Raw genomic sequence first — 18,861 nt, forward strand, 5'->3', positions numbered from 1 at the left:
AGTGATGGCCTGTCCACCGCAATTTATTGACGTGTCTTTGCGTCTGTCGCAATTTCGCAACATTGTGTGATAAGTTTGCCGCAAATCAAGAAGGACGGTCCGCTTTAGGCGGGCGTTAGGCAACAGAGACCGAATGATACTGGAAGCAGTAAAAGAACCCGTCGCGCAATCAAGCGCCGCTGGAAAGTTCTCGCGGCGGATTGGGCTTGCGATCATTCTGCTTGCTCTTGTCTCCATCGGGGTCACCTTCGTCATTCTGATGGGCCTGACTTCCATCGATCCCACGCGGGACGTCATCACGGTCGCGATGACGATCAACGGTGCGCTGGCAGCGATTCTTCTGGGTGTTATTGCCTTCGAGATCCTGAAGCTTTGGCAAGCGCGCCGGCGCGGCCGTGCTGCCGCACGTCTTCATGTGCGTGTCGTGACCCTGTTCAGCGTCGTTGCCGCGGTTCCCGCCGTGCTTATGGCCATTCTGGCAGCCATTACGCTCGACCGGGGACTTGATCGCTGGTTTGAAGACCGGACGCGCCAAATCGTCGACAATGCCCTGACGGTTGCGCAGGCCTATCTTCAGGAACATGCCAGAGTTCTGCGTGGTGACCTGATCGCCATGACCAACGACATTGACAGGGCCAAGGCGGTCTACGACTTCGAGCCGACCCGTTTCGATCAGTTCTTCTCAACGCAGGTTTCGCTTCGCGGTATTCTTGCGGCTTTCATTCTGAACGAGAATGGTGAGGTCGTCACCCGCGTCGTCCTTGATCCGAAAGCGGAAGTGCCGTTGCCGCCTGCCGACAGTTTCTTCAAGGCAAAATCCGGAGATCCGATCCTGATTGCGCCGGGAAGTTCCAACCTTGTCGGCGGGGTCATGAAATTGTCGGCCTATGACAATTTCTACCTCTATGCCGTGCGCGCCATTGACCCGCGTGTGGTTGAATATCTGCGTCTGACCGAGACGGGAGCTTCCCAGTACCAGCAGATGGAGAACAGTCGCTTCGGCGTTCAGGTTGCCTTCGCTCTCGTTTATCTGGGGGTGGCGCTGGTGTTGCTGTTGTCGGCAATCTGGATCGGATTCGGATTTGCCAACCGACTGGTGTCACCAATCCGAACGCTGATATCGGCGGCTGATGAGGTGTCCAAAGGCAATCTTGTCGTCAAGGTGCCGACAGAGAAGTCCGGCGGTGACCTTGCCAATCTGGGCGAGACCTTCAACAAGATGACCGGGCAGTTGCTTGGGCAACGCGACGCGCTGCTGGCTGCCAACGAACAGATCGACCGCCGTCGCCGCTTCAACGAAGCTGTTCTTTCGGGTGTTTCCACCGGTGTCATCGGCGTTGACGACGAAGCCTCGATCATGTTGATCAACCGCTCCGCGCTGGAGCTGCTGCAGCTTGACGAGGTTCAGATTCTGAACAAATCGCTCGTTGAAGTGGTGCCGGAACTTGATGAATGCATTTCGGATGTCTTGAAACTTGAGACCGACAGGGTTCCGGAAACGCAGATCGAGATCGCGCGGGGAGGGCGTCTGCGCACCATCAACGTACGCATCACCCGGGAACAATCGACCCGGCGCGAGCACGGATTCGTGGTGACGCTGGACGACATTACCGATCTGGTTTCAGCACAGCGTAATTCGGCCTGGGCCGACGTTGCCCGGCGTATCGCGCATGAAATCAAGAACCCGTTGACGCCGATCCAGTTGTCCGCCGAGCGAATCCGTCGCCGGTATGGCAAACGCATTGAGGAAGACCGCCAGGTTTTTGATCAATGCATCGACACGATTGTGCGGCAGGTTGGCGACATCGGCCAGATGGTGGACGAGTTTTCTTCCTTTGCCCGGATGCGCAAGCCGACGAAAACACAGGGTGATTTGCGTGAAGCTGTGCGGGATGCGGCCTTCATGCAGTCGGTCGCAAATCCGGATATCAGTATCACCGCAGATGTGCCCTCCAGCCCGGTGACGGCCGTTTTCGATGCACGTCTGGTTGGACAGGCTTTGACCAATGTGGTCAAGAACGCAGCGGAAGCTGTAAGCGCACGCACCGGTGACGCCTTGCCCAAGGGCAAGGTAATGGTTCATTTACGCGACGACTCCGATGGAGGCAGCGGCCGGATCGTGATTGACGTAATCGACAATGGTATCGGCCTGCCGGAAGAAAATCGCAGCCGGCTTTTGGAACCCTATATGACAACCCGGGAGAAGGGGACGGGCCTTGGCCTCGCCATCGTCCGCAAGATCCTGGAAGACCACGGCGGTGGCATCGAATTGCTCGACGCCCCCAAAAGCAACCCAGAGGACACGGGCACGCTCGTTCGACTGACATTGGCAGCACATGCCGAGATCGAGGCTGAAACCGACCTGCAAAACCAGACTGTGACTTCCCATGGCGCATGATATTCTTGTCGTAGACGACGAAACCGATATTCGCGAAATGATTGCTGGCATCCTTGATGATGACGGCTATGGAACGCGGACCGCACATGACTCCGACAGCGCTCTGGCCGCAGTGAAGGAGCGCAAACCTTCTCTGGTGATCCTGGATATCTGGTTGATGGGAAGCCGCCTCGACGGTTTGGCGCTGCTTGATATTTTCCGTGAAACCGACCCGGAAATGCCGGTTGTTATCATCTCCGGTCACGGCAATATCGAAACGGCTGTTTCGGCGATCAAACGCGGCGCCTACGATTACATCGAAAAGCCGTTCAAGGCTGATCGGCTGGTCCATATCGTCGAGAGGGCTCTCGAAGCCTCCAGCATGAAGCGTGAAATCCGCGACCTGAAGCAGCGCAGTGGCGAGACCAGCGAGATTATCGGCAACTCTTCGGCTGCGCACAATCTGCGTCAGACCATTCAGAAGATTGCCGGGACGAACAGCCGTATTCTGATCGTTGGACCTTCCGGGGCCGGCAAGGAACGGGCGGCCCGGATGATCCACGACATGTCGCCGCGCGCCAAAAGTCCGTTCGTGGTGATGAATGCCGCGACGATCACACCTTCACGTATGGAAGAAGAACTCTTCGGGATCGAGGATGAAAGCGGCAATCTTCGCAAGATCGGTGCGCTCGAAGAAGCGCATGGCGGCACGCTCTATCTCGATGAAGTTGCTGACATGCCTGCCGAGACTCAGGGAAAGATCCTGCGCGTCCTTGTTGAGCAGAGCTTTGCCCGCGTCGGGGGCACCCAGAAGGTTCAGGTTGATATTCGTATCCTGTCCTCCACATCGAAGAACCTTGAAGAACACATCGCCTCTGGCCTGTTCCGCCAGGATCTTTATCACCGGCTAAGCGTGGTTCCGCTTCGCGTGCCGGGGCTTGCCGAGCGGCGGGAAGACATTCCGGTTCTGGTGCAGCATTTCATGACACAGATTTCGGGGGCGTCGGGCATTCCGCAACGGCCAATTGGCGATGACGCGATGGCCGTGCTGCAAACGCACGACTGGCCGGGCAATGTGCGCCAGTTGCGCAACAACGTCGAGCGCCTGATGATTCTGAGCCGCGGCGATCCGGACAGCACCATTACTGCGGATCTTTTGCCGGCCGAGATCGGCGAAACCTTGCCGAGCCTGCCGACGTCCGGCACGGGCGAACACCTGATGTCTGTACCGCTGCGCGAAGCACGGGAAATTTTCGAGCGTGAATATCTTCAGGCACAGATCAAGAGATTTGACGGTAACATCTCGCGGACAGCCGAATTTGTCGGTATGGAACGGTCTGCGCTTCACCGGAAGCTGAAAACCTTGGGTATGACCTGAGGCCCTTCGGGAAGCGATAGGTAACGGCAAGGCGGGAAAGGGATCTTTCCATGAAAATCGTGATTTGTGGCGCGGGGCAGGTGGGCTACGGCATTGCCGAGCGTCTGGCTGCGGAACAGAACGACGTGTCTGTGATCGATTCTTCTCCGCAACTGATCAATGCCATCGGCGATCAGCTCGATGTGCGTGGCTTCGTCGGGCACGGGGCGCATCCGGACGTTCTGGCGCAGGCTGGCGCCGAAGAAGCCGATATGATCGTTGCCGTGACGCTCTATGACGAGGTCAACATGGTGGCCTGTCAGGTGGCGCATTCGCTGTTCAACGTGCCGACCAAGGTTGCCCGCATCCGGGCCCAGTCGTACCTGCAGGGGCGTTGGCGCAATCTTTTCTCACGCGACCACATGCCGATTGACGTGATCATTTCACCGGAAATCGAAGTGGGCGAGATGGTTCTGCGCCGTCTGGCTCTTCCCGGAGCTGTCGAGACCGTGCGGTTTGCGGACGATCAGGTCGTTGTCGTCGGCATCATGTGCGAGGAAGACTGCCCGGTTGTGGATACGCCCTTGCGACAGCTTACCGAGCTCTTTCCGGATCTCGGCGCCGTTGTCGTCGGCCTCTACCGTAACAACAGGCTGTTTGTTCCCAAGAGCAGCGATTCCATCCTGACCGGAGACCTTGCCTACGTGGTTGCCCGCCGCGACCAGGTTCGCAGGACGTTGAGCATCTTCGGACACGAGGAGCCGGAAGCCGCGCGTGTCGTGATTTGCGGCGGCGGCAACATCGGGCTTTATGTCGCCAAAGCTCTCGAACAACGTCAATCCGGCACGAAGATCAAGCTGATCGAAGCCTCGCGCGAACGGGCGATGGCCGTGGCAGATGAATTGAAGCGCTCGGTTATCCTGCATGGTAGCGCACTGGATCAGACGATCCTGAATGAGGCGGACGCAGGCGACGCTGACACCATGGTGGCTCTCACCAACGAGGATGAAGTCAATATCCTGTCCTCCGTCATGGCCAAGAAACTTGGCTGTAAGCGGTCGCTGTCGCTTCTGAACAATCCGAGTTATCCAGCTTTTGCAAATGCGCTTGGGATCGATGCGTTCATCAACCCGCGCGCCGTCACGATTTCCCGCATTCTGCAGCATGTGCGGCGCGGGCGTATCCGGGGCGTTCATTCGCTTCAGAACGGTGCTGCTGAAATTGTTGAAGCGGAGGCACTCGACACGTCACCGCTGGTTGGCAAGCCGTTGCGGGTCATCGATCTTCCGTCCGGCATCCGTATTGGTGCGGTTTTCCGCGGTGGCGAAGTGCTCACTCCGAACGGCGAACTGCAAATCCAGGCGCAGGATCGTATCGTGATCTTCGCGGTTGCGAACCGTGTGCGTCAGGTAGAACAAATGTTCCGCGTGAGTCTTGACTTCTTTTAAGGCTGACTGGCTTCTTTCTGGCCTTGCTTTTGTGTGATCTACAGGCCAAAACTTTCAAAAATACCAATCGGTTCGTTTCGAACCACCCTGTTCTGGAGGATCCATGAGCCGGATTGCCTATGTCAACGGCCAGTATGTTCGTCATGCCGACGCTGCGGTGCATGTAGAAGACCGCGGGTATCAATTTGCCGATGGCGTTTATGAAGTGTGTGAAGTCTGGCAAGGCAAGATTGTCGATGTTCCAAGGCATCTGGATCGCCTCGGAAGATCGTTGAGTGAGCTGCGCATCGAATGGCCGATGGCGCGCAAAGCCGTCGAATTTGTGCTTCATCAGGTGGTTCGCCGAAACCTTGTCCGCAACGGACTGGTCTATATTCAGGTGACACGTGGTGTTTCCAAGCGCGATCACTTCTTCCCGCCGGCACATGTTGTGCCGTCGATTGTCGTGACGGCCCGTTCGGCCAGCCCGGCTGCTGCGCAGGCGCAGGCGGAACAGGGTATTTCGGTTGTCAGTTATCCTGAAAACCGGTGGCCGCGCGTCGATATCAAGACCGTCGCTCTTTTGCCGAACGTGCTGGCGAAGCAGAACGCAAAGGAACACGGTGGCAAGGAAGCCTGGTATGTCGATGCCGACGGTAATGTCACCGAGGGCGGATCGACCAATGCCTGGATCGTGACAAAAGATGGCGTTCTGGTCACCCGTCCGGCTGAAAACGGCATCCTTCGGGGAATAACCCGAGCAGTGATTCTGGATCTCATACAAAAGGAAGGGCTGACGTTCGAGGAAAGGGCGTTTAGCCTAGAAGAGGCTTTCGACGCCAAGGAGGCCTTTGTCACGGCGGCCACCACTGTCGTGATGCCGGTGACACGTCTGGATGGAAGAACCATCGGAAACGGTCATCCTGGATACGTTGCAACCCGATTGCGCGAATTGTTCCATACTGCTACTGATTTGCAGGCGGTATGATTCGATTGGCTTCTTTGGGCCGAGAATACGAAACTGTTTCAGACCGAGGCAGACGGTCTTGACTGGTGGGCTATACGAAAAGCGGGCGGTGCGTCAAACCTTAGCCTTTGATATTCAACGGCTTTTGACGGAATGCTGCTGAAACGCCGGATGCTCGGCCGCATCCGGGGCAAATAGGATAAAAAGACTGATGGCTGAGCGCGCACAAAATCTTCAAGACACTTTTCTAAATCACGTTCGCAAGCAAAAAACTCCTCTGACGATTTTTCTGATCAACGGTGTGAAATTGCAGGGTGTTGTGACATGGTTCGACAACTTCTGCGTTCTGCTGCGTCGTGATGGGCATTCCCAGCTTGTCTACAAGCATGCGATTTCCACAATTATGCCAAACGGACCTGTTCAACTGTTCGATCAGGCAGAGGAAAACGCTGAAAAGGCAAGCTGATTGAAACCGAAGTCTCGCGCAGACGATTTTTCTAAATCCAATGGTTCCGAAGAACCAGGCCAGAAATCGCTAAGGTTGAAGGATACTGGGGTTGACCGTCTGCCCCAGCCTTTTCGTGCGATGATTTTGGAGCCGGTTCTGCAATTGCGTGGCGAGTCCAGCCAGGCAGACCTTCGTGGCAACCGCAGTCCGGAAGCGCGTCTGGAAGAAGCCCTCGGCCTAAGCGCCGCCATCAATCTCAACATTGCGCATTCCGGCGTTGTCCGGATCAATAATCCCAGGCCCGCAACACTGTTTGGGGATGGCAAGGTTGCCGAACTTGCCGGCATCGTCGCGAGCGAGGATCTTGACCTCGTCGTTATCGATCATCCACTTACGCCGGTTCAGCAGCGTAACCTTGAACGCCGTCTCGAGACCAAAGTGATCGACCGTACCGGTTTGATCCTTGAGATATTCGGTGACCGGGCACGGACCAAGGAAGGTCGCCTTCAGGTCGATCTGGCGCATCTAACCTGGCAGAAAAGCCGTCTTGTGCGGTCCTGGACACACCTTGAGCGTCAGCGCGGTGGGGCGGGCTTCATGGGCGGTCCGGGCGAAACCCAGATCGAAGCTGACCGCCGTCAGATTCAGGATCGTATCATTGCGCTTCAGAAGCAGCTTGAGCAGGTTCGCCGTACGCGTGATCTGCACCGCAAGAAGCGCAAAAAGATCCCGCAGCCGGTGATTGCTCTTGTCGGCTATACCAACGCCGGAAAATCGACACTGTTCAATCGGATGACCGAATCCGATGTATTCGCCAAGGATCTTCTGTTCGCGACGCTTGATCCAACCTTGCGCAAGGTCGCCTTGCCGCATGGCAAGGAAGTCATCCTGTCGGACACGGTGGGTTTCATCTCCGATCTTCCAACGCATCTGGTGGCCGCTTTCAGAGCGACGCTGGAAGAGGTGCTTGAAGCGGATCTCATCCTGCATGTGCGGGATATTTCGCATACAGACACAGAAGCGCAGGCAGAGGACGTCAAGAAGACGCTGACAGATCTTGGTGTCGATGCTTTGACCGGTGCGCCGATCATCGAAGTGTGGAACAAGATCGATTGCCTTGATCCTGCCTATCGCGAAAAGCTGCTGGAAGATGCCGGCGAAGAAGGTCCGATTGCCCTTTCCGCTTTGACGGGCGAAGGGATCGAGCAGCTTTACGCGCGCGTCGATGCCTTCATGGCGCAGCATGACGACATTCTGACTGTCAAGATACCAGTTGCCGAAGGGGCGCTGCTGGCGAAACTCTATCAGATGGCCGAGGTGATGGAACGTACGGACGCCGAAGATTTCGTGACGGCCGAAGTGCGCGTTTCCGACAAGCAGCGCGGTCCGTTCCGCGAGTTTTACGCAGCTTATCTTTAGCTAGTTACGTCGAAAGTATGCAAAATCGGGACGAGCCGCACGGACTATTTGTTCTTGGCGGCTTGCCAAGCTGCTTCCATCTCATCCAGCGTCATTGCTTCAAGCGTCGTGTCCGTTTTCACAGCCTGCTCTTCAATGGCTGCAAAACGTTTGCGGAATTTTCGGTTGGTGCGCCTAAGTGCCTCTTCCGGATCGATGTCCAGGTGCCGTGCGAGATTTGCAAGCGCGAACAGCGTGTCGCCGAGTTCATCTGAAATCCGGTCTTTGTCCGGTGACGGCCCAGCAAGTTCCTCGTCCAGCTCGTGGGTTTCTTCTCGGATCTTGTCCAGAACCAGCCTTGCGTCATTCCAGTCAAATCCAACCCTTGAAGCCCGTCGCTGAAGCTTGTCAGCTTCCTGAAGGGCCGGGAAGGCGGTCGGGACGTCGTCGAGGAAGCCCTTTGGCGCTTCTTCGATGCCGAGCGCTTCCTTGGCTGTGCGTTTTTCTGCCCGCTCTTCCGCCTTGATCCGTTCCCAGATACCTTTGACATGTTCCGGCTTGTCGCCGTTCTCGTCACCAAAAACATGCGGATGCCGGCGGATCATTTTTTTTGTGATGGCTTCCACCACATCGCCGAAGTCAAAGTGTTCTTCTTCTTCCGCCATGCGGGCGTGATAGACGACCTGAAGCAACAAATCGCCGAGTTCTTCGCGCAACTCCACCACATCGTTCTTGGCGATGGCGTCCGCGACCTCATAGGCCTCTTCCAGCGTATAAGGCGCGATGGTCTCGAATGTCTGTTCCAGGTCCCAGGGACAACCGGTCACGGGTGTTCTGAGCGCTGCCATGATCTCGATAAGGCGGGTGATATCGCGGCTGGGTGTCATTGAGGGAAAACATCCTGTCTTCTTGTCATCCGGGATGATGCCTTTTGACATATCCAGGATGACAAGTGGAGAGAGAATTTACCCCCTGAGAGACGGATGCCAGAAGGTGACGGCGCGTTCCAGAAGCGCCACGAGGCCGTAGAACAGGGAACCGGCGAGGGCAGCGACGGCAATCTCGGCCCAGACCATGTCGACATTCATCCGGCCGACTTCCGTGGAGATGCGGAAACCCATGCCGACGATTGGTGTGCCAAAGAATTCCGCGACGATGGCACCAATCAGGGCGAGCGTCGAATTGATCTTGAGCGCATTGAAGATGAAGGGCATGGCCATCGGCAGGCGCAGCTTGAAGAGCGTTTGCCAATAGTTGGAGGCATAGGTGCGCATCAGGTCACGCTGCATGGCCTCGGAGGCGGACAGGCCCGAAACCGTGTTCACCAGCATGGGGAAGAAGGTCATGATGATGACGACCGCAGCCTTTGATGGCCAGTCGAAGCCAAACCACATCACCATGATGGGGGCAACACCGATGATCGGTAGGGCAGACACCAGATTGCCGATTGGCAGCAGCCCTCGGCGGAGGAAAGGCACCCGGTCCACCAGGATTGCGGTGATAAACGCGGACCCGCAGCCGATGGCGTAACCGGCCAGAACAGCCTTCAGAAAGGTCTGGCGGAAGTCAGCCCAGAGTGTCGGACCGGAATTCGTCAGGCGAACCCATATCTCGGACGGAGCCGGTAGCAGAACCTTTGGAATGCCTGCGCCTGTCACGATGATCTGCCACAGCACCAGAAGTGTGATGCCAAAGAGTGTCGGAATGGCGATGTTGATGAGCCGGGTTGCGAGCGGAGACATGCGGCGCCATGTAGCAAGACGCTCCACGAACAGCCATGACGCCGCCCAGGTAGCCGCGACAAGAGCCCAGAAACCGAGCGTGGCCTCTCCGATATGGTTTGACGCCGTCGCAATCAGCAACCAGGCAGCAACGGCGGTCACGAGACCAAGTACAACATCGCCAACCGGATTGCGCATGAAACCAAGTTCGTAACGCACACCGGCAATTGCCAGGATCACAAGGCAGATGGCCAGCCGAGGCACATCCATGACGCCGTAGTCGGGGCCGAAGATCGGACTGAAGAGGCCGATCACGACCATGGCAACGATGAACCAGGCCAGCAGCGCGGGCATATCCAGGCGGCTTTTTTTCGCGGTCATTGTGCTCATCAGGCCATCCCCATGCGTTTCAGCGTGCGTTTTTCGATCACACCAATCAGTGCAACCAGAGCCCCAGCCAGGAAGGCGGCCATCAGAAGTGCGGACCAGATCTGGACGGTCTGGCCGTAGTAGGAGCCCGCAAGCAGCCGTGCTCCAAGGCCGGCAATGGCACCGGTTGGCAGCTCACCGACGATGGCCCCGACGAGCGAGGCCGCCATGCCGATTTTCATGGAAGTGAAGAGGTAGGGCACCGCATAGGGCAGGCGCAATTTCCAGAAGGCCTGGATACGCGTCGCCGAATAAGTGTGCATCAGGTCCATGTGGATGACTTCAGGCGATCTCAGCCCCTTCACCATGCCAACCGTAACCGGGAAGAAGGACAGATAGGTCGAAATCATGGCTTTCGGCAGCAGGCCGGCGATACCGACTGCGTTCAGGACCACGATGATCATGGGCGCAATGGCCAGAATGGGTATGGTCTGCGAGGAAATGACCCAGGGCATCAGCGACTTGTCGAGAACACGCGAATGGACGATTCCAATCGCCAGAACTATGCCGAGCGTCGTGCCGATGAGAAATCCTAGGAGCGTCGAGGACAGCGTAATGCCTGTATGATAGAGCAGGGACCGCTTGGAGGTGATTTTCTTGTTCACCGTCGTGTCCCAGATTTCCACCAGCACCTGGTGCGGAGCGGGAAGGACCGGGCGTTCCTGATAAAGCGTATCGGCAACGAGCTGTGAAAATGCGACGTTCTCCTGGCCGGCTCGCTTATAGATGTCTCGTTGGAAAGGCGCGTTGAGAGCAACTGCCGAGATGTACCACAACGCCAGAATGGCCAACACCACCACGATGACTGGGCCAACCGTGCCGGACATGAGGCCGGAAAACGGATTGGTGCTGCGGGACGGGGAAAGTGAGGTGTCGGTCATGTGCCCAGGCTCCTCAGTTTGGCCCTTGTCGCGACGACGGTAATCTTTCCAGCGACCGGCAGTTCCGCGGCCCTTTGGGCTTGCACACACACAACGGCATGTATTTCCTGACCGAGGCCGGAAAAGGCTTTGGATACATGGGGGGCCCTATCAATCCTCATAGGAATGTCCCGCTTTCAGGCCTTCGCGCACCCGGTGAGCAATTTTCAGAAACTCAGGTGTTTCGCGAACATCGAGACTGCGCTCGCGCGGAAGGTCGCTTTCGATAACGTCATAGATACGTCCCGGCCGCGGGCAGAGCACGACGATCTTGGTCGACAGGAAAACAGCCTCGGGGATTGAGTGGGTAACAAAGACAACGGTCTTGTTGGTTTTTGCCCAAAGTTGCAGAAGCTGCTCGTTCAGGTGGTCGCGAACGATCTCGTCAAGCGCCCCGAAAGGCTCGTCCATCAAGAGCAGATCCGGCTCGACGGCAAGGGCACGGGCGATGGAAGCGCGCTGCTGCATTCCACCGGAGAGCTGCCAGGGATACTTCTTCTCAAAGCCGGTCAGGTTGACCAGTTCCATGTTGCGGGAAATGCGTTCTTGCTGTTCAGCCTTTGACAGCCCCATGATTTCCAGCGGCAACGCCACGTTCTTGGCAATCGTGCGCCAGGGGTAGAGGGCGGCAGCCTGGAAGACATAGCCATAGGCCCGGTTAAGGCGGGCGTCTTCCGGAGACACACCGTTGACCGAGATGGAACCGGCTGTCGGTTTTTCAAGATCGGCGATGACCCTGAGCAAGGTGGTCTTGCCGCAGCCAGAGGGACCGATGAAGGAAACGAAGTCTCCCTCTTCGATCTTCAGATCGATGTCTGAAAGCGCATGAACCGGCCCGTCGTTGGTCTCGAACGTGAGCGAGAGGTTCTCGATATCGATTACCCGGTTCGGGCTGGCGCTTTGTTTGTTTTCCACCATTGCGGTGTCCTTTGCGCTGGCAAGTGCAGTCATCAATTTCCTCGCGGCACGAAACGGGTCCGGTTTGACACTTTCGTTTCTTGAAAGTCCCCGCCCTTCTGAAGGGCGGGGACGAATTTGGATCAGACGCCGCTGGCGGGAATGCCGGTACGCTCCACCTTACGCGGTGCGGTCAGTTCCTTCCACGTGCTCAGCGCCTTGTTGACGGCCTGATGCGGTTTGCGCGCGACGAATTCGCCGTGACCCTGGCTGTGATTGACCGTGCCATCTTCAACGGCAACGCGGCCACGGGTCAGCGTATAGCGTGGCAGCCCTTTGACAGCCTTGCCCTCGAACACGTTGTAGTCGATGGCCGACTGCTGGTTTGTGGCGGAAATGGTCTTTGATTTTTCCGGATCCCAGACCACGAGATCGGCATCCGCGCCAACCAGAATTGCTCCTTTTTTCGGATAGATATTTAGGATCTTTGCAATGTTGGTTGAAGTGACGGCGACGAATTCGTTCGGTGTCAGACGGCCGGTATTCACCCCATAGGTCCACAGCATCGGCATACGGTCTTCAAGGCCGCCGGTGCCGTTCGGGATCTTGGTGAAATCGCCGACGCCAGTGCGTTTCTGATCGGTCGTAAAGGCGCAATGGTCCGTAGCAACCACCTGCAGCGAGCCGGAGGCGAGACCTGCCCAAAGGCTGTCCTGGTGTTTCTTGTCGCGGAACGGAGGCGACATGACCCGGCGGGCCGCATGGTCCCAATCGGCGTTCTTGTATTCGCCGTCATCAAGCGTCAGGTGCTGGATAAGCGGTTCGCCGTAAGCCCGGATGCCATTTTGACGGGCCCGGCGAATGGCTTCATGCGCCTGTTCGGAAGACGTGTGAACGATATAGACCGGCACGCCAGCCATGTCTGCGATCATGATCGCGCGGTTGGTAGCTTCGCCTTCCACTTCCGGCGGACGGGAATAGGCATGGGCTTCCGGACCGTTGTTGCCTTCTGCAAGCAGCTTTTGCTGCAAGGTGGCAACCACGTCTCCGTTTTCTGCATGCACCAGCGGCAAGGCGCCGAGTTCGGCGCAGCGTGAGAACGAGGCGAACATCTCGTCATCATTCACCATCAAGGCGCCTTTGTAGGCCATGAAGTGTTTGAAGGTGTTGATGCCCTTCTGTTGCACAACGGTCTGCATGTCATTGAAGACCTGCTCGCCCCACCAGGTGATCGCCATGTGGAAGGAATAGTCGCAGTGGGCCATTGACGACTTGTTGTCCCACATCTGCAGCGCTTCCAGCAGGGATTGGCCAGGCGAGGGCAGGGCGAAATCGACAACCATGGTCGTACCGCCGGCAAGTGCCGCGCGCGTTCCGCTGTCGAAATTGTCCGTCGAGAATGTGCCCATGAAGGGCATTTCCAGGTGGGTGTGCGGATCGATGCCGCCTGGCATGATGTAACAGCCGGTCGCATCCAGGGTTTCGTCACCGGACAGGTTGGGTCCGATTTCGACAATGCGGCCGTCTTCGATTTTCACATCGGCTTCGTAGGAAAGATCGGCGGTAACAACCGTACCGCCCTTGATCACTTTGCTGGCCATTTGTGTTCCCCTTTTCGTTTGTCACTTGCCCGGTGCGAATTGCTGGTATTTCTGGCGGTAGTCTGCCTCAGGGGCAGGTTTCTACCGGTGCCGTTAGATCCCGGTCCTTCAGGATCATGGCGATATTCTCTTGCGCGGCGACCTCGCAGGCTTCTGAAAAGTCTATCGGTCGGTCCGTATATTCTGCGTCGAAAATCGGTTTGCCATCCCGGACATAAGCGCCAACGTCGGCACACCATCTGTCCTGAAAACAGCTTTCGGCGATCAGGAAATCCATGTGATCGATCAGGTCGGCTGTCAGGTCGGGCACATTTTTCTGACCGATACCGAGGTCGAGAGAATGTGCGATGGCAGCCAGCCTGGCGACATAGGCGACGACATCATCCGCAGTGATCGGAAATCCACTGTCGTTGTCATGAACGTCCATGTTGTCAGGTTCAATCGCGTCGAAGCCTTCGTTCTTGCAGGCCTCGAAACGGGATTTCATGATGGGAAGCAGGACATCAAGTCGGCGAATGTCGAGAAAACGTTCATCCGGCCAATCTTCATAGGTCTTGCCCACCACATCTTCCGGAAAGGCTTTGTAGTCCCTCGTGCCAGCTTCCAGCGTACCGATGCTGACGTAGCATATGGTTCGCACCCCTTTCTGCTGCAGCGCGGCAAGGTCGTCCGGTGTCACCAGATCGGGGTGAAGATCCAGAACGCTGACCTGCCGGTTCAGATCGACCGGTTCGGTGAGCTGCCAATCCCAACTGTCGCCAACGGAGAAGGCATGGGCAGGTGCCGCAACCAGGAGCAGGCCGCAGAGCAGTACCAATGCCTTTCCGTTTGCAAGCATCTATTCGCCGTTCCTCTTTTCCAATTCCGGATCAAGCCCGGGACAGTTTGGCTTGCGCAAACGCGGCGCGGATCCGCGCCGGTCTGCCGTTCTTTTGCTATTCCACAATCTCCGCCGTTTCGACGACCGCGTGGAACAGGACGTCCGCACCGGCTTTTGCCCAATCTCTGGAGATCTCTTCTGCCTCGTTGTGCGACAGGCCGTCGACACAGGGGCACATGATCATCGCGGTTGGAGCGACCTTGTTGATCCAGCAGGCATCATGTCCGGCGCCGGAAATGATGTTCTGGTGGGAATAGCCGAGGCGTTCGGCTGCATTGCGGACAGCCTTGACGCACCCCTTGTCGAATTCCACCGGGTCGAAGCCACCGACCTTTTCGAACTCCACGTCCAGTCCCATCTCATCGCAGATTTTCTTCGCGCCTATTTTCAGACGGTCTTCCATATCCTTGATGACGGCAATGTCGGGAGAGCGGAAATCGATGGTAAAGACGGCCTTGCCGGGGATCACGTTTCGAGAATTCGGGAAGACGTCGATATGGCCTGCGGCGCCAACGGCATGTGGTGCATGCGACCAGGCGATTTCGTCGACCAGTTGAAGAATGCGGGCCATGCCGAGGCCGGCATTCTTGCGCATGGGCATCGGTGTGGAACCAGTATGGCTGTCCTTGCCCGTAACGGTGACTTGTGTCCACGACAGGCCCTGGCCATGAGTAACGACGCCGATGTCCTTGCCTTCCGCTTCCAGGATCGGGCCCTGCTCGATATGCAGCTCGAACATGGCGTGCATCTTGGTCTTGCGGGCACCGACTTCTTCATCGCCAACCCAACCGATGCGTTTCAGCTCGTCGCCGAATTTCAGACCTTCGTGATCGCTCCGGTCATAGGCCCAGTCCTGGGTGTGAACACCGGCGAAGACCCCGGAGGCAAGCATTGCCGGAGCAAAGCGTGTGCCTTCTTCATTGGTCCAGTTGGTGACAACGATCGGATGTTTTGTCTTGATGCCGAGGTCGTTCATGGTGCGGACGACTTCCAGCCCACCGAGAACGCCCAGAACGCCATCGTATTTGCCGCCGGTCGGCTGCGTATCGAGGTGGGAGCCGACATAGACAGGCAGGGCGTCCGGGTCTGTTCCCGGACGCGTCATGAACATGTTGCCCATGGTGTCGACAGCCATGCTCATGCCGGCTTCCTCGCACCACTTCTGGAACAGCTTACGGCCTTCGGCGTCTGCATCGGTCAGGGTCTGGCGATTGTTGCCGCCGGCAACACCCGGTCCAACCTTGGCCATCTCCATCAGACTGTCCCAGAGGCGTTCTGCGTTGATCCTCAGGTTTTCGCCGGGGGCTGCCATGTCTGTGTCTCCTAAAACGTGTCTATGTCTCTGGTCTTGCCGGATGTCAGTCGATTGCGTTCAGCACGCTGCGCAGCTTACCGAACAGTTCGTCGATCTGTTCCTTTGAAATAATCAGGGGTGGAGAGAGGGCGATGATATCTCCAGTGGTCCGGATCAGCAGCCCGTCGTCATAGGCCTTCAGAAAGGCCGAGAACGCCCGCTTGGTCGGTTCGCCTGCAATCGGTGTCAGTTCGATTGCGCCAATCAGGCCCAGGTTGCGGATGTCGATGACATTCGGGCAATCCTTTAGCGAATGCAGGCCGTCCTCCCAGTATTGGTCAAGGTCGGCGGCGCGCGTCAGGAGGCCTTCTTCCTCATAGGTGTCAAGCGTTGCGAGTGCGGCTGCGCAGGCGAGGGGGTGCGCGGAATAGGTATAACCGTGGAACAATTCGATCATGTGTTCCGGACCGGTCATGAAGGCTTGATAGATGTCGGACGTGCAGAATACGGCGCCCATTGGAATGACGCCGGAGGTCAGCCCCTTCGCCGTTGTAACGAGATCCGGTGTGACACCGAAGAAGTCGGTCGCAAACGGCGATCCCAGACGGCCGAAACCGGTGATGACCTCATCGAAAATCAGCAGGATGCCGTTCTGTGAGCAGATGTCGCGCAGGCGTTCCAGATACCCCTTCGGCGGGATCAGAACGCCGGTCGAGCCGGCAACAGGTTCGACGATCACAGCGGCAATTGTCGAAGGATCGTGAAGCTGGATGATACGGATCAGCTCTTCGGCATATTCGGCGCCGCTTTCAGGCATGCCACGGGAAAATGCGTTGCGTTCGGGGTCGTGCGTGTGGCGCATGTGGTCGACGCCGGTGAGCATCGTGCCGAAGGTCTTGCGGTTGGAGACAATGCCGCCGACCGAAATGCCTCCAAAGCCGACACCATGATACCCGCGCTCGCGACCAATCAAGCGGGTGCGTGTGCCCTGACCGATGGCGCGCTGGTAGGCAAGTGCGATCTTCAAAGCGGTGTCGACACTTTCCGATCCGGAGTTGGTGAAAAAGACATGGTCCAGCGGGGAGGGCATCATCGCTGCAAGACGGGCGGCCAGTTCGAACGCCTTGGGATGGCCCATCTGGAAAGCGGGCGCGTAGTCCAGTTCGGCAATCTGCTTTTGCACCGCTTCAACGACCCTTGGCCGGGAATGGCCGGCATTGCAGCACCAGAGTCCTGCCGTGCCGTCGAGCACCTGCCTGCCATCGGCGGTGGTATAGTGCATGTCCTTGGCGGATACGAACATGCGCGGAGACTGTTTGAACTGCCGGTTGGCCGTGAACGGCATCCAGAAAGCTTCGAGATTGTTGGTGGCAGCCTGGCTCGATGCTGACATACGTCCTCCTTGCGACCCTTCGTTATGGAAGCGGCCGACTGTTGCGAAATTGTGTTGGAAGGAATAGCACGCGCACCGCGTCAACGGCAGTGCTCACTGCGCCGGTCCTCTCCCCACACTGTTCCCAGGCGTTCCGGATGGGCTTTTGCCTCTTTCCTGTCCGCCTTAATCCTCTGTCTGGCCTTGCAGCCTGTCCGGTTTTGCCCGGATTTATGTAGTGGCCGTAGGTCGCCGGTGGTTCAAGACATCCCCATTGCGAGGGACGGATCAATCGACTAGCCTTCTGACCAACTGGTCAATTTACCCTAGGAGGGATTTGACCAAATGGTCAAGATGCAAATCCGGTTGTCATGACTAATTTCTGGTCATTCCTTCCGATGCCGCATTTGCCAAGCGTTGAATCGGTGTAATTTCAGGAAAATACACTGTTATGAATTGGGAACAGGGTTGGTATCCTTCGGGGCAGAAAGCGGAACAATTGATGGCGGATTTGGGCGGGCAAGCACAGGCATCTTTGAAATCAGGCGGACTGAGCCGGATCCAGGAAAAGAACCGGTCCCTGATTCTGGAGGCGGCTCTCGGCGAGTTTTCCATGAAGGGATTTTCCGGCGCGACCGTTGAACGCATTGCCGCGGATGCGGGAATGTCGAAGTCCAATCTGCTCTATTACTTCTCATCGAAGGAAGCGATCTACAACGCGACGTTGGCTCATATTCTGGAAGTCTGGCTGGCGCCCTTGAAGACGCTTAATCCGGACGGAGAGCCGGCGCAGGAATTAGCCGCCTATATCCGTCAGAAGATCGAGATGTCGGCCAGATTTCCCGAGGCGTCGCGGCTGTTTGCCAATGAGGTGATGCAGGGCGCACCACAGATATTGCCGATCCTGCAAACGGACCTGAAGCGGCTGGTTGCCGAAAAGAGCCAGGTGATCGAAGACTGGATTGCGGCAGGCAAGATGCGCAGTGTCGATCCCGTGCATCTCATTTTCACGATCTGGGCAACAACGCAGCATTACGCCGACTTTTCCGTACAGATCAAAGCTTTGACCGGAAAAGACCTTTCCGATGCGGCCTTCCAGGCTGAAACGGAAGCAGCGGTGACGACGCTGATCCTGAACGGTGTCGGCCTGAGTTTGCCAAGTGAAGACGGACTGGCGGAATGAGCGGCGGCGATGATCCGCACGCGTCATCCAGAATCGAGGTGACCGGTCGGCTTTTCATACTCAGGGAAGATTTGACCGAAGACTTTATTCGAGCTTCCGGGCCTGGCGGGCAGAATGTCAACAAGGTGTCGACGGCTGTTCAGCTTCGGTTTGATCTTGCGGGCAATGATACGCTGCCGGAGGACGTCAAGTCGCGTGCCGCAAAAATTGCCGGAAGCCGGCTGACCCTCGGCGGCGAGATTGTCTTGCAGGCAGATAGGTTTCGGACACGCGAACGGAACCGGGAAGACGCGCTGCAGCGTCTTTTGGAATTGCTTCGAAAGGCGACGGAAAAGCCAAAGCCTCGCAAGGCGACAAAACCGACCCTCGGCTCCAAGAGACGCCGTCTCGATGCAAAGAAACAGCGTGGCCAGATCAAGAAGATGCGCGGCCGGTCAGCGGGTTACGACGGTTCGTAAACCGGAGCCGGTTGCTTTTTCCGGGGCATCCCTAGTTTGTAACACGGGTGCATACCCGCTGTTGGACCGGTTCACACCCCGCCGCGCTTCAGGTCATTGATGACAAGACCGAGCGGAAAACTCTGCCTTGAA

16 protein-coding genes are annotated in these 18,861 nt (G+C 57.3%); 8 read left to right on the top strand and 8 right to left on the bottom strand.

Annotated elements, in window-relative coordinates; translation table 11 throughout:
• Positions 1-133: 133 nt before the first annotated feature.
• The 6 genes from AC2A6O_RS25160 (at position 134) to hflX (ending at position 7,995) form a co-directional block, all read left to right on the top strand.
• Positions 134-2,398, top strand: coding sequence for a sensor histidine kinase NtrY-like (locus AC2A6O_RS25160; RefSeq protein WP_498931184.1), 2,265 nt, complete (start codon positions 134-136; stop codon positions 2,396-2,398).
• Positions 2,388-3,755 (top strand): nitrogen assimilation response regulator NtrX, encoded by a 1,368-nt coding sequence (gene ntrX / locus AC2A6O_RS25165; RefSeq protein WP_148586856.1) that lies wholly within the window; start codon positions 2,388-2,390, stop codon positions 3,753-3,755. Before AC2A6O_RS25160 ends, ntrX begins: the two co-directional genes overlap by 11 nt.
• Before the next feature lie 50 nt (positions 3,756-3,805).
• Positions 3,806-5,182 carry a Trk system potassium transporter TrkA gene (trkA, locus tag AC2A6O_RS25170; protein ID WP_148586857.1) on the top strand — a complete coding sequence of 459 codons (1,377 nt, stop codon included), beginning with the start codon at positions 3,806-3,808 and terminating at the stop codon, positions 5,180-5,182.
• Positions 5,183-5,285: 103 nt separating this feature from the next.
• Positions 5,286-6,149 carry a D-amino-acid transaminase gene (locus tag AC2A6O_RS25175; RefSeq protein WP_498931187.1) on the top strand — a complete coding sequence of 288 codons (864 nt, stop codon included), beginning with the start codon at positions 5,286-5,288 and terminating at the stop codon, positions 6,147-6,149.
• Positions 6,150-6,336: 187 nt separating this feature from the next.
• Positions 6,337-6,594, top strand: a complete 258-nt coding sequence (gene hfq / locus AC2A6O_RS25180; RefSeq protein WP_173006241.1) for an RNA chaperone Hfq — start codon at positions 6,337-6,339, stop codon at positions 6,592-6,594.
• 75 nt (positions 6,595-6,669) lie between these two features.
• On the top strand, positions 6,670-7,995 hold the full coding sequence (gene hflX / locus AC2A6O_RS25185) for a GTPase HflX (RefSeq protein WP_498931189.1): 1,326 nt from the start codon (positions 6,670-6,672) through the stop codon (positions 7,993-7,995).
• Positions 7,996-8,039: 44 nt separating this feature from the next.
• On the opposite strand, the gene mazG is transcribed toward hflX, so the two are convergent.
• The 8 genes from mazG to aptA all read right to left on the bottom strand — a co-directional run bounded on the left by mazG (position 8,040) and on the right by aptA (position 17,109).
• A complete protein-coding gene (mazG, locus tag AC2A6O_RS25190) occupies positions 8,040-8,861 on the bottom strand; it encodes a nucleoside triphosphate pyrophosphohydrolase (RefSeq protein ID WP_498931191.1) in 822 nt (273 codons plus the stop codon).
• A 78-nt stretch (positions 8,862-8,939) separates the two neighbouring features.
• Positions 8,940-10,085: an ABC transporter permease gene (locus tag AC2A6O_RS25195; RefSeq protein ID WP_148586860.1), complete on the bottom strand. Its 1,146-nt coding sequence runs from the start codon at positions 10,083-10,085 to the stop codon at positions 8,940-8,942.
• On the bottom strand, positions 10,085-11,005 hold the full coding sequence (locus AC2A6O_RS25200; protein ID WP_498931193.1) for an ABC transporter permease: 921 nt from the start codon (positions 11,003-11,005) through the stop codon (positions 10,085-10,087). Before AC2A6O_RS25200 ends, AC2A6O_RS25195 begins: the two co-directional genes overlap by 1 nt.
• Positions 11,006-11,155: 150 nt before the next feature.
• Positions 11,156-11,962 (bottom strand): ABC transporter ATP-binding protein, encoded by an 807-nt coding sequence (locus AC2A6O_RS25205; RefSeq protein ID WP_148587351.1) that lies wholly within the window; start codon positions 11,960-11,962, stop codon positions 11,156-11,158.
• A 122-nt stretch (positions 11,963-12,084) separates the two neighbouring features.
• Positions 12,085-13,542 (bottom strand): dihydropyrimidinase, encoded by a 1,458-nt coding sequence (hydA, locus tag AC2A6O_RS25210; RefSeq protein WP_498931195.1) that lies wholly within the window; start codon positions 13,540-13,542, stop codon positions 12,085-12,087.
• Positions 13,543-13,609: 67 nt separating this feature from the next.
• Entirely contained in the window at positions 13,610-14,380 is a 771-nt protein-coding gene (locus AC2A6O_RS25215; RefSeq protein ID WP_498931197.1) for an endo alpha-1,4 polygalactosaminidase, read from the bottom strand.
• 97 nt (positions 14,381-14,477) lie between these two features.
• Positions 14,478-15,734: a Zn-dependent hydrolase gene (locus AC2A6O_RS25220; RefSeq protein ID WP_498931199.1), complete on the bottom strand. Its 1,257-nt coding sequence runs from the start codon at positions 15,732-15,734 to the stop codon at positions 14,478-14,480.
• Between the two features lie 46 nt (positions 15,735-15,780).
• Entirely contained in the window at positions 15,781-17,109 is a 1,329-nt protein-coding gene (gene aptA, locus AC2A6O_RS25225; protein ID WP_498931201.1) for an omega-aminotransferase AptA, read from the bottom strand.
• A 481-nt stretch (positions 17,110-17,590) separates the two neighbouring features.
• On the opposite strand from aptA, the gene AC2A6O_RS25230 reads away from it, so the two are divergent.
• On the top strand, positions 17,591-18,271 hold the full coding sequence (locus AC2A6O_RS25230) for a TetR family transcriptional regulator C-terminal domain-containing protein (RefSeq protein ID WP_148586867.1): 681 nt from the start codon (positions 17,591-17,593) through the stop codon (positions 18,269-18,271).
• Positions 18,268-18,729 (top strand): alternative ribosome rescue aminoacyl-tRNA hydrolase ArfB, encoded by a 462-nt coding sequence (gene arfB / locus AC2A6O_RS25235; RefSeq protein ID WP_498931203.1) that lies wholly within the window; start codon positions 18,268-18,270, stop codon positions 18,727-18,729. Before AC2A6O_RS25230 ends, arfB begins: the two co-directional genes overlap by 4 nt.
• Positions 18,730-18,861: the final 132 nt, after the last annotated feature.

This window comes from Labrenzia sp. ATLA3 (assembly GCF_057180185.1).

What these genes read in the sequence shown, in the direction of transcription:
- AC2A6O_RS25160 (WP_498931184.1), top strand. Translation starts at nt 134, where the DNA reads ATGATACTGGAAGCAGTAAAAGAACCCGTCGCGCAATCAAGCGCCGCT.
- ntrX (WP_148586856.1), top strand. Translation starts at nt 2,388, where the DNA reads ATGGCGCATGATATTCTTGTCGTAGACGACGAAACCGATATTCGCGAA.
- trkA (WP_148586857.1), top strand. Translation starts at nt 3,806, where the DNA reads ATGAAAATCGTGATTTGTGGCGCGGGGCAGGTGGGCTACGGCATTGCC.
- AC2A6O_RS25175 (WP_498931187.1), top strand. Translation starts at nt 5,286, where the DNA reads ATGAGCCGGATTGCCTATGTCAACGGCCAGTATGTTCGTCATGCCGAC.
- mazG (WP_498931191.1), bottom strand. Translation starts at nt 8,861, where the DNA reads ATGACACCCAGCCGCGATATCACCCGCCTTATCGAGATCATGGCAGCG.
- AC2A6O_RS25195 (WP_148586860.1), bottom strand. Translation starts at nt 10,085, where the DNA reads ATGAGCACAATGACCGCGAAAAAAAGCCGCCTGGATATGCCCGCGCTG.
- AC2A6O_RS25200 (WP_498931193.1), bottom strand. Translation starts at nt 11,005, where the DNA reads ATGACCGACACCTCACTTTCCCCGTCCCGCAGCACCAATCCGTTTTCC.
- AC2A6O_RS25205 (WP_148587351.1), bottom strand. Translation starts at nt 11,962, where the DNA reads ATGGTGGAAAACAAACAAAGCGCCAGCCCGAACCGGGTAATCGATATC.
- hydA (WP_498931195.1), bottom strand. Translation starts at nt 13,542, where the DNA reads ATGGCCAGCAAAGTGATCAAGGGCGGTACGGTTGTTACCGCCGATCTT.
- AC2A6O_RS25215 (WP_498931197.1), bottom strand. Translation starts at nt 14,380, where the DNA reads ATGCTTGCAAACGGAAAGGCATTGGTACTGCTCTGCGGCCTGCTCCTG.
- AC2A6O_RS25220 (WP_498931199.1), bottom strand. Translation starts at nt 15,734, where the DNA reads ATGGCAGCCCCCGGCGAAAACCTGAGGATCAACGCAGAACGCCTCTGG.
- aptA (WP_498931201.1), bottom strand. Translation starts at nt 17,109, where the DNA reads ATGTCAGCATCGAGCCAGGCTGCCACCAACAATCTCGAAGCTTTCTGG.
- AC2A6O_RS25230 (WP_148586867.1), top strand. Translation starts at nt 17,591, where the DNA reads ATGGCGGATTTGGGCGGGCAAGCACAGGCATCTTTGAAATCAGGCGGA.
- arfB (WP_498931203.1), top strand. Translation starts at nt 18,268, where the DNA reads ATGAGCGGCGGCGATGATCCGCACGCGTCATCCAGAATCGAGGTGACC.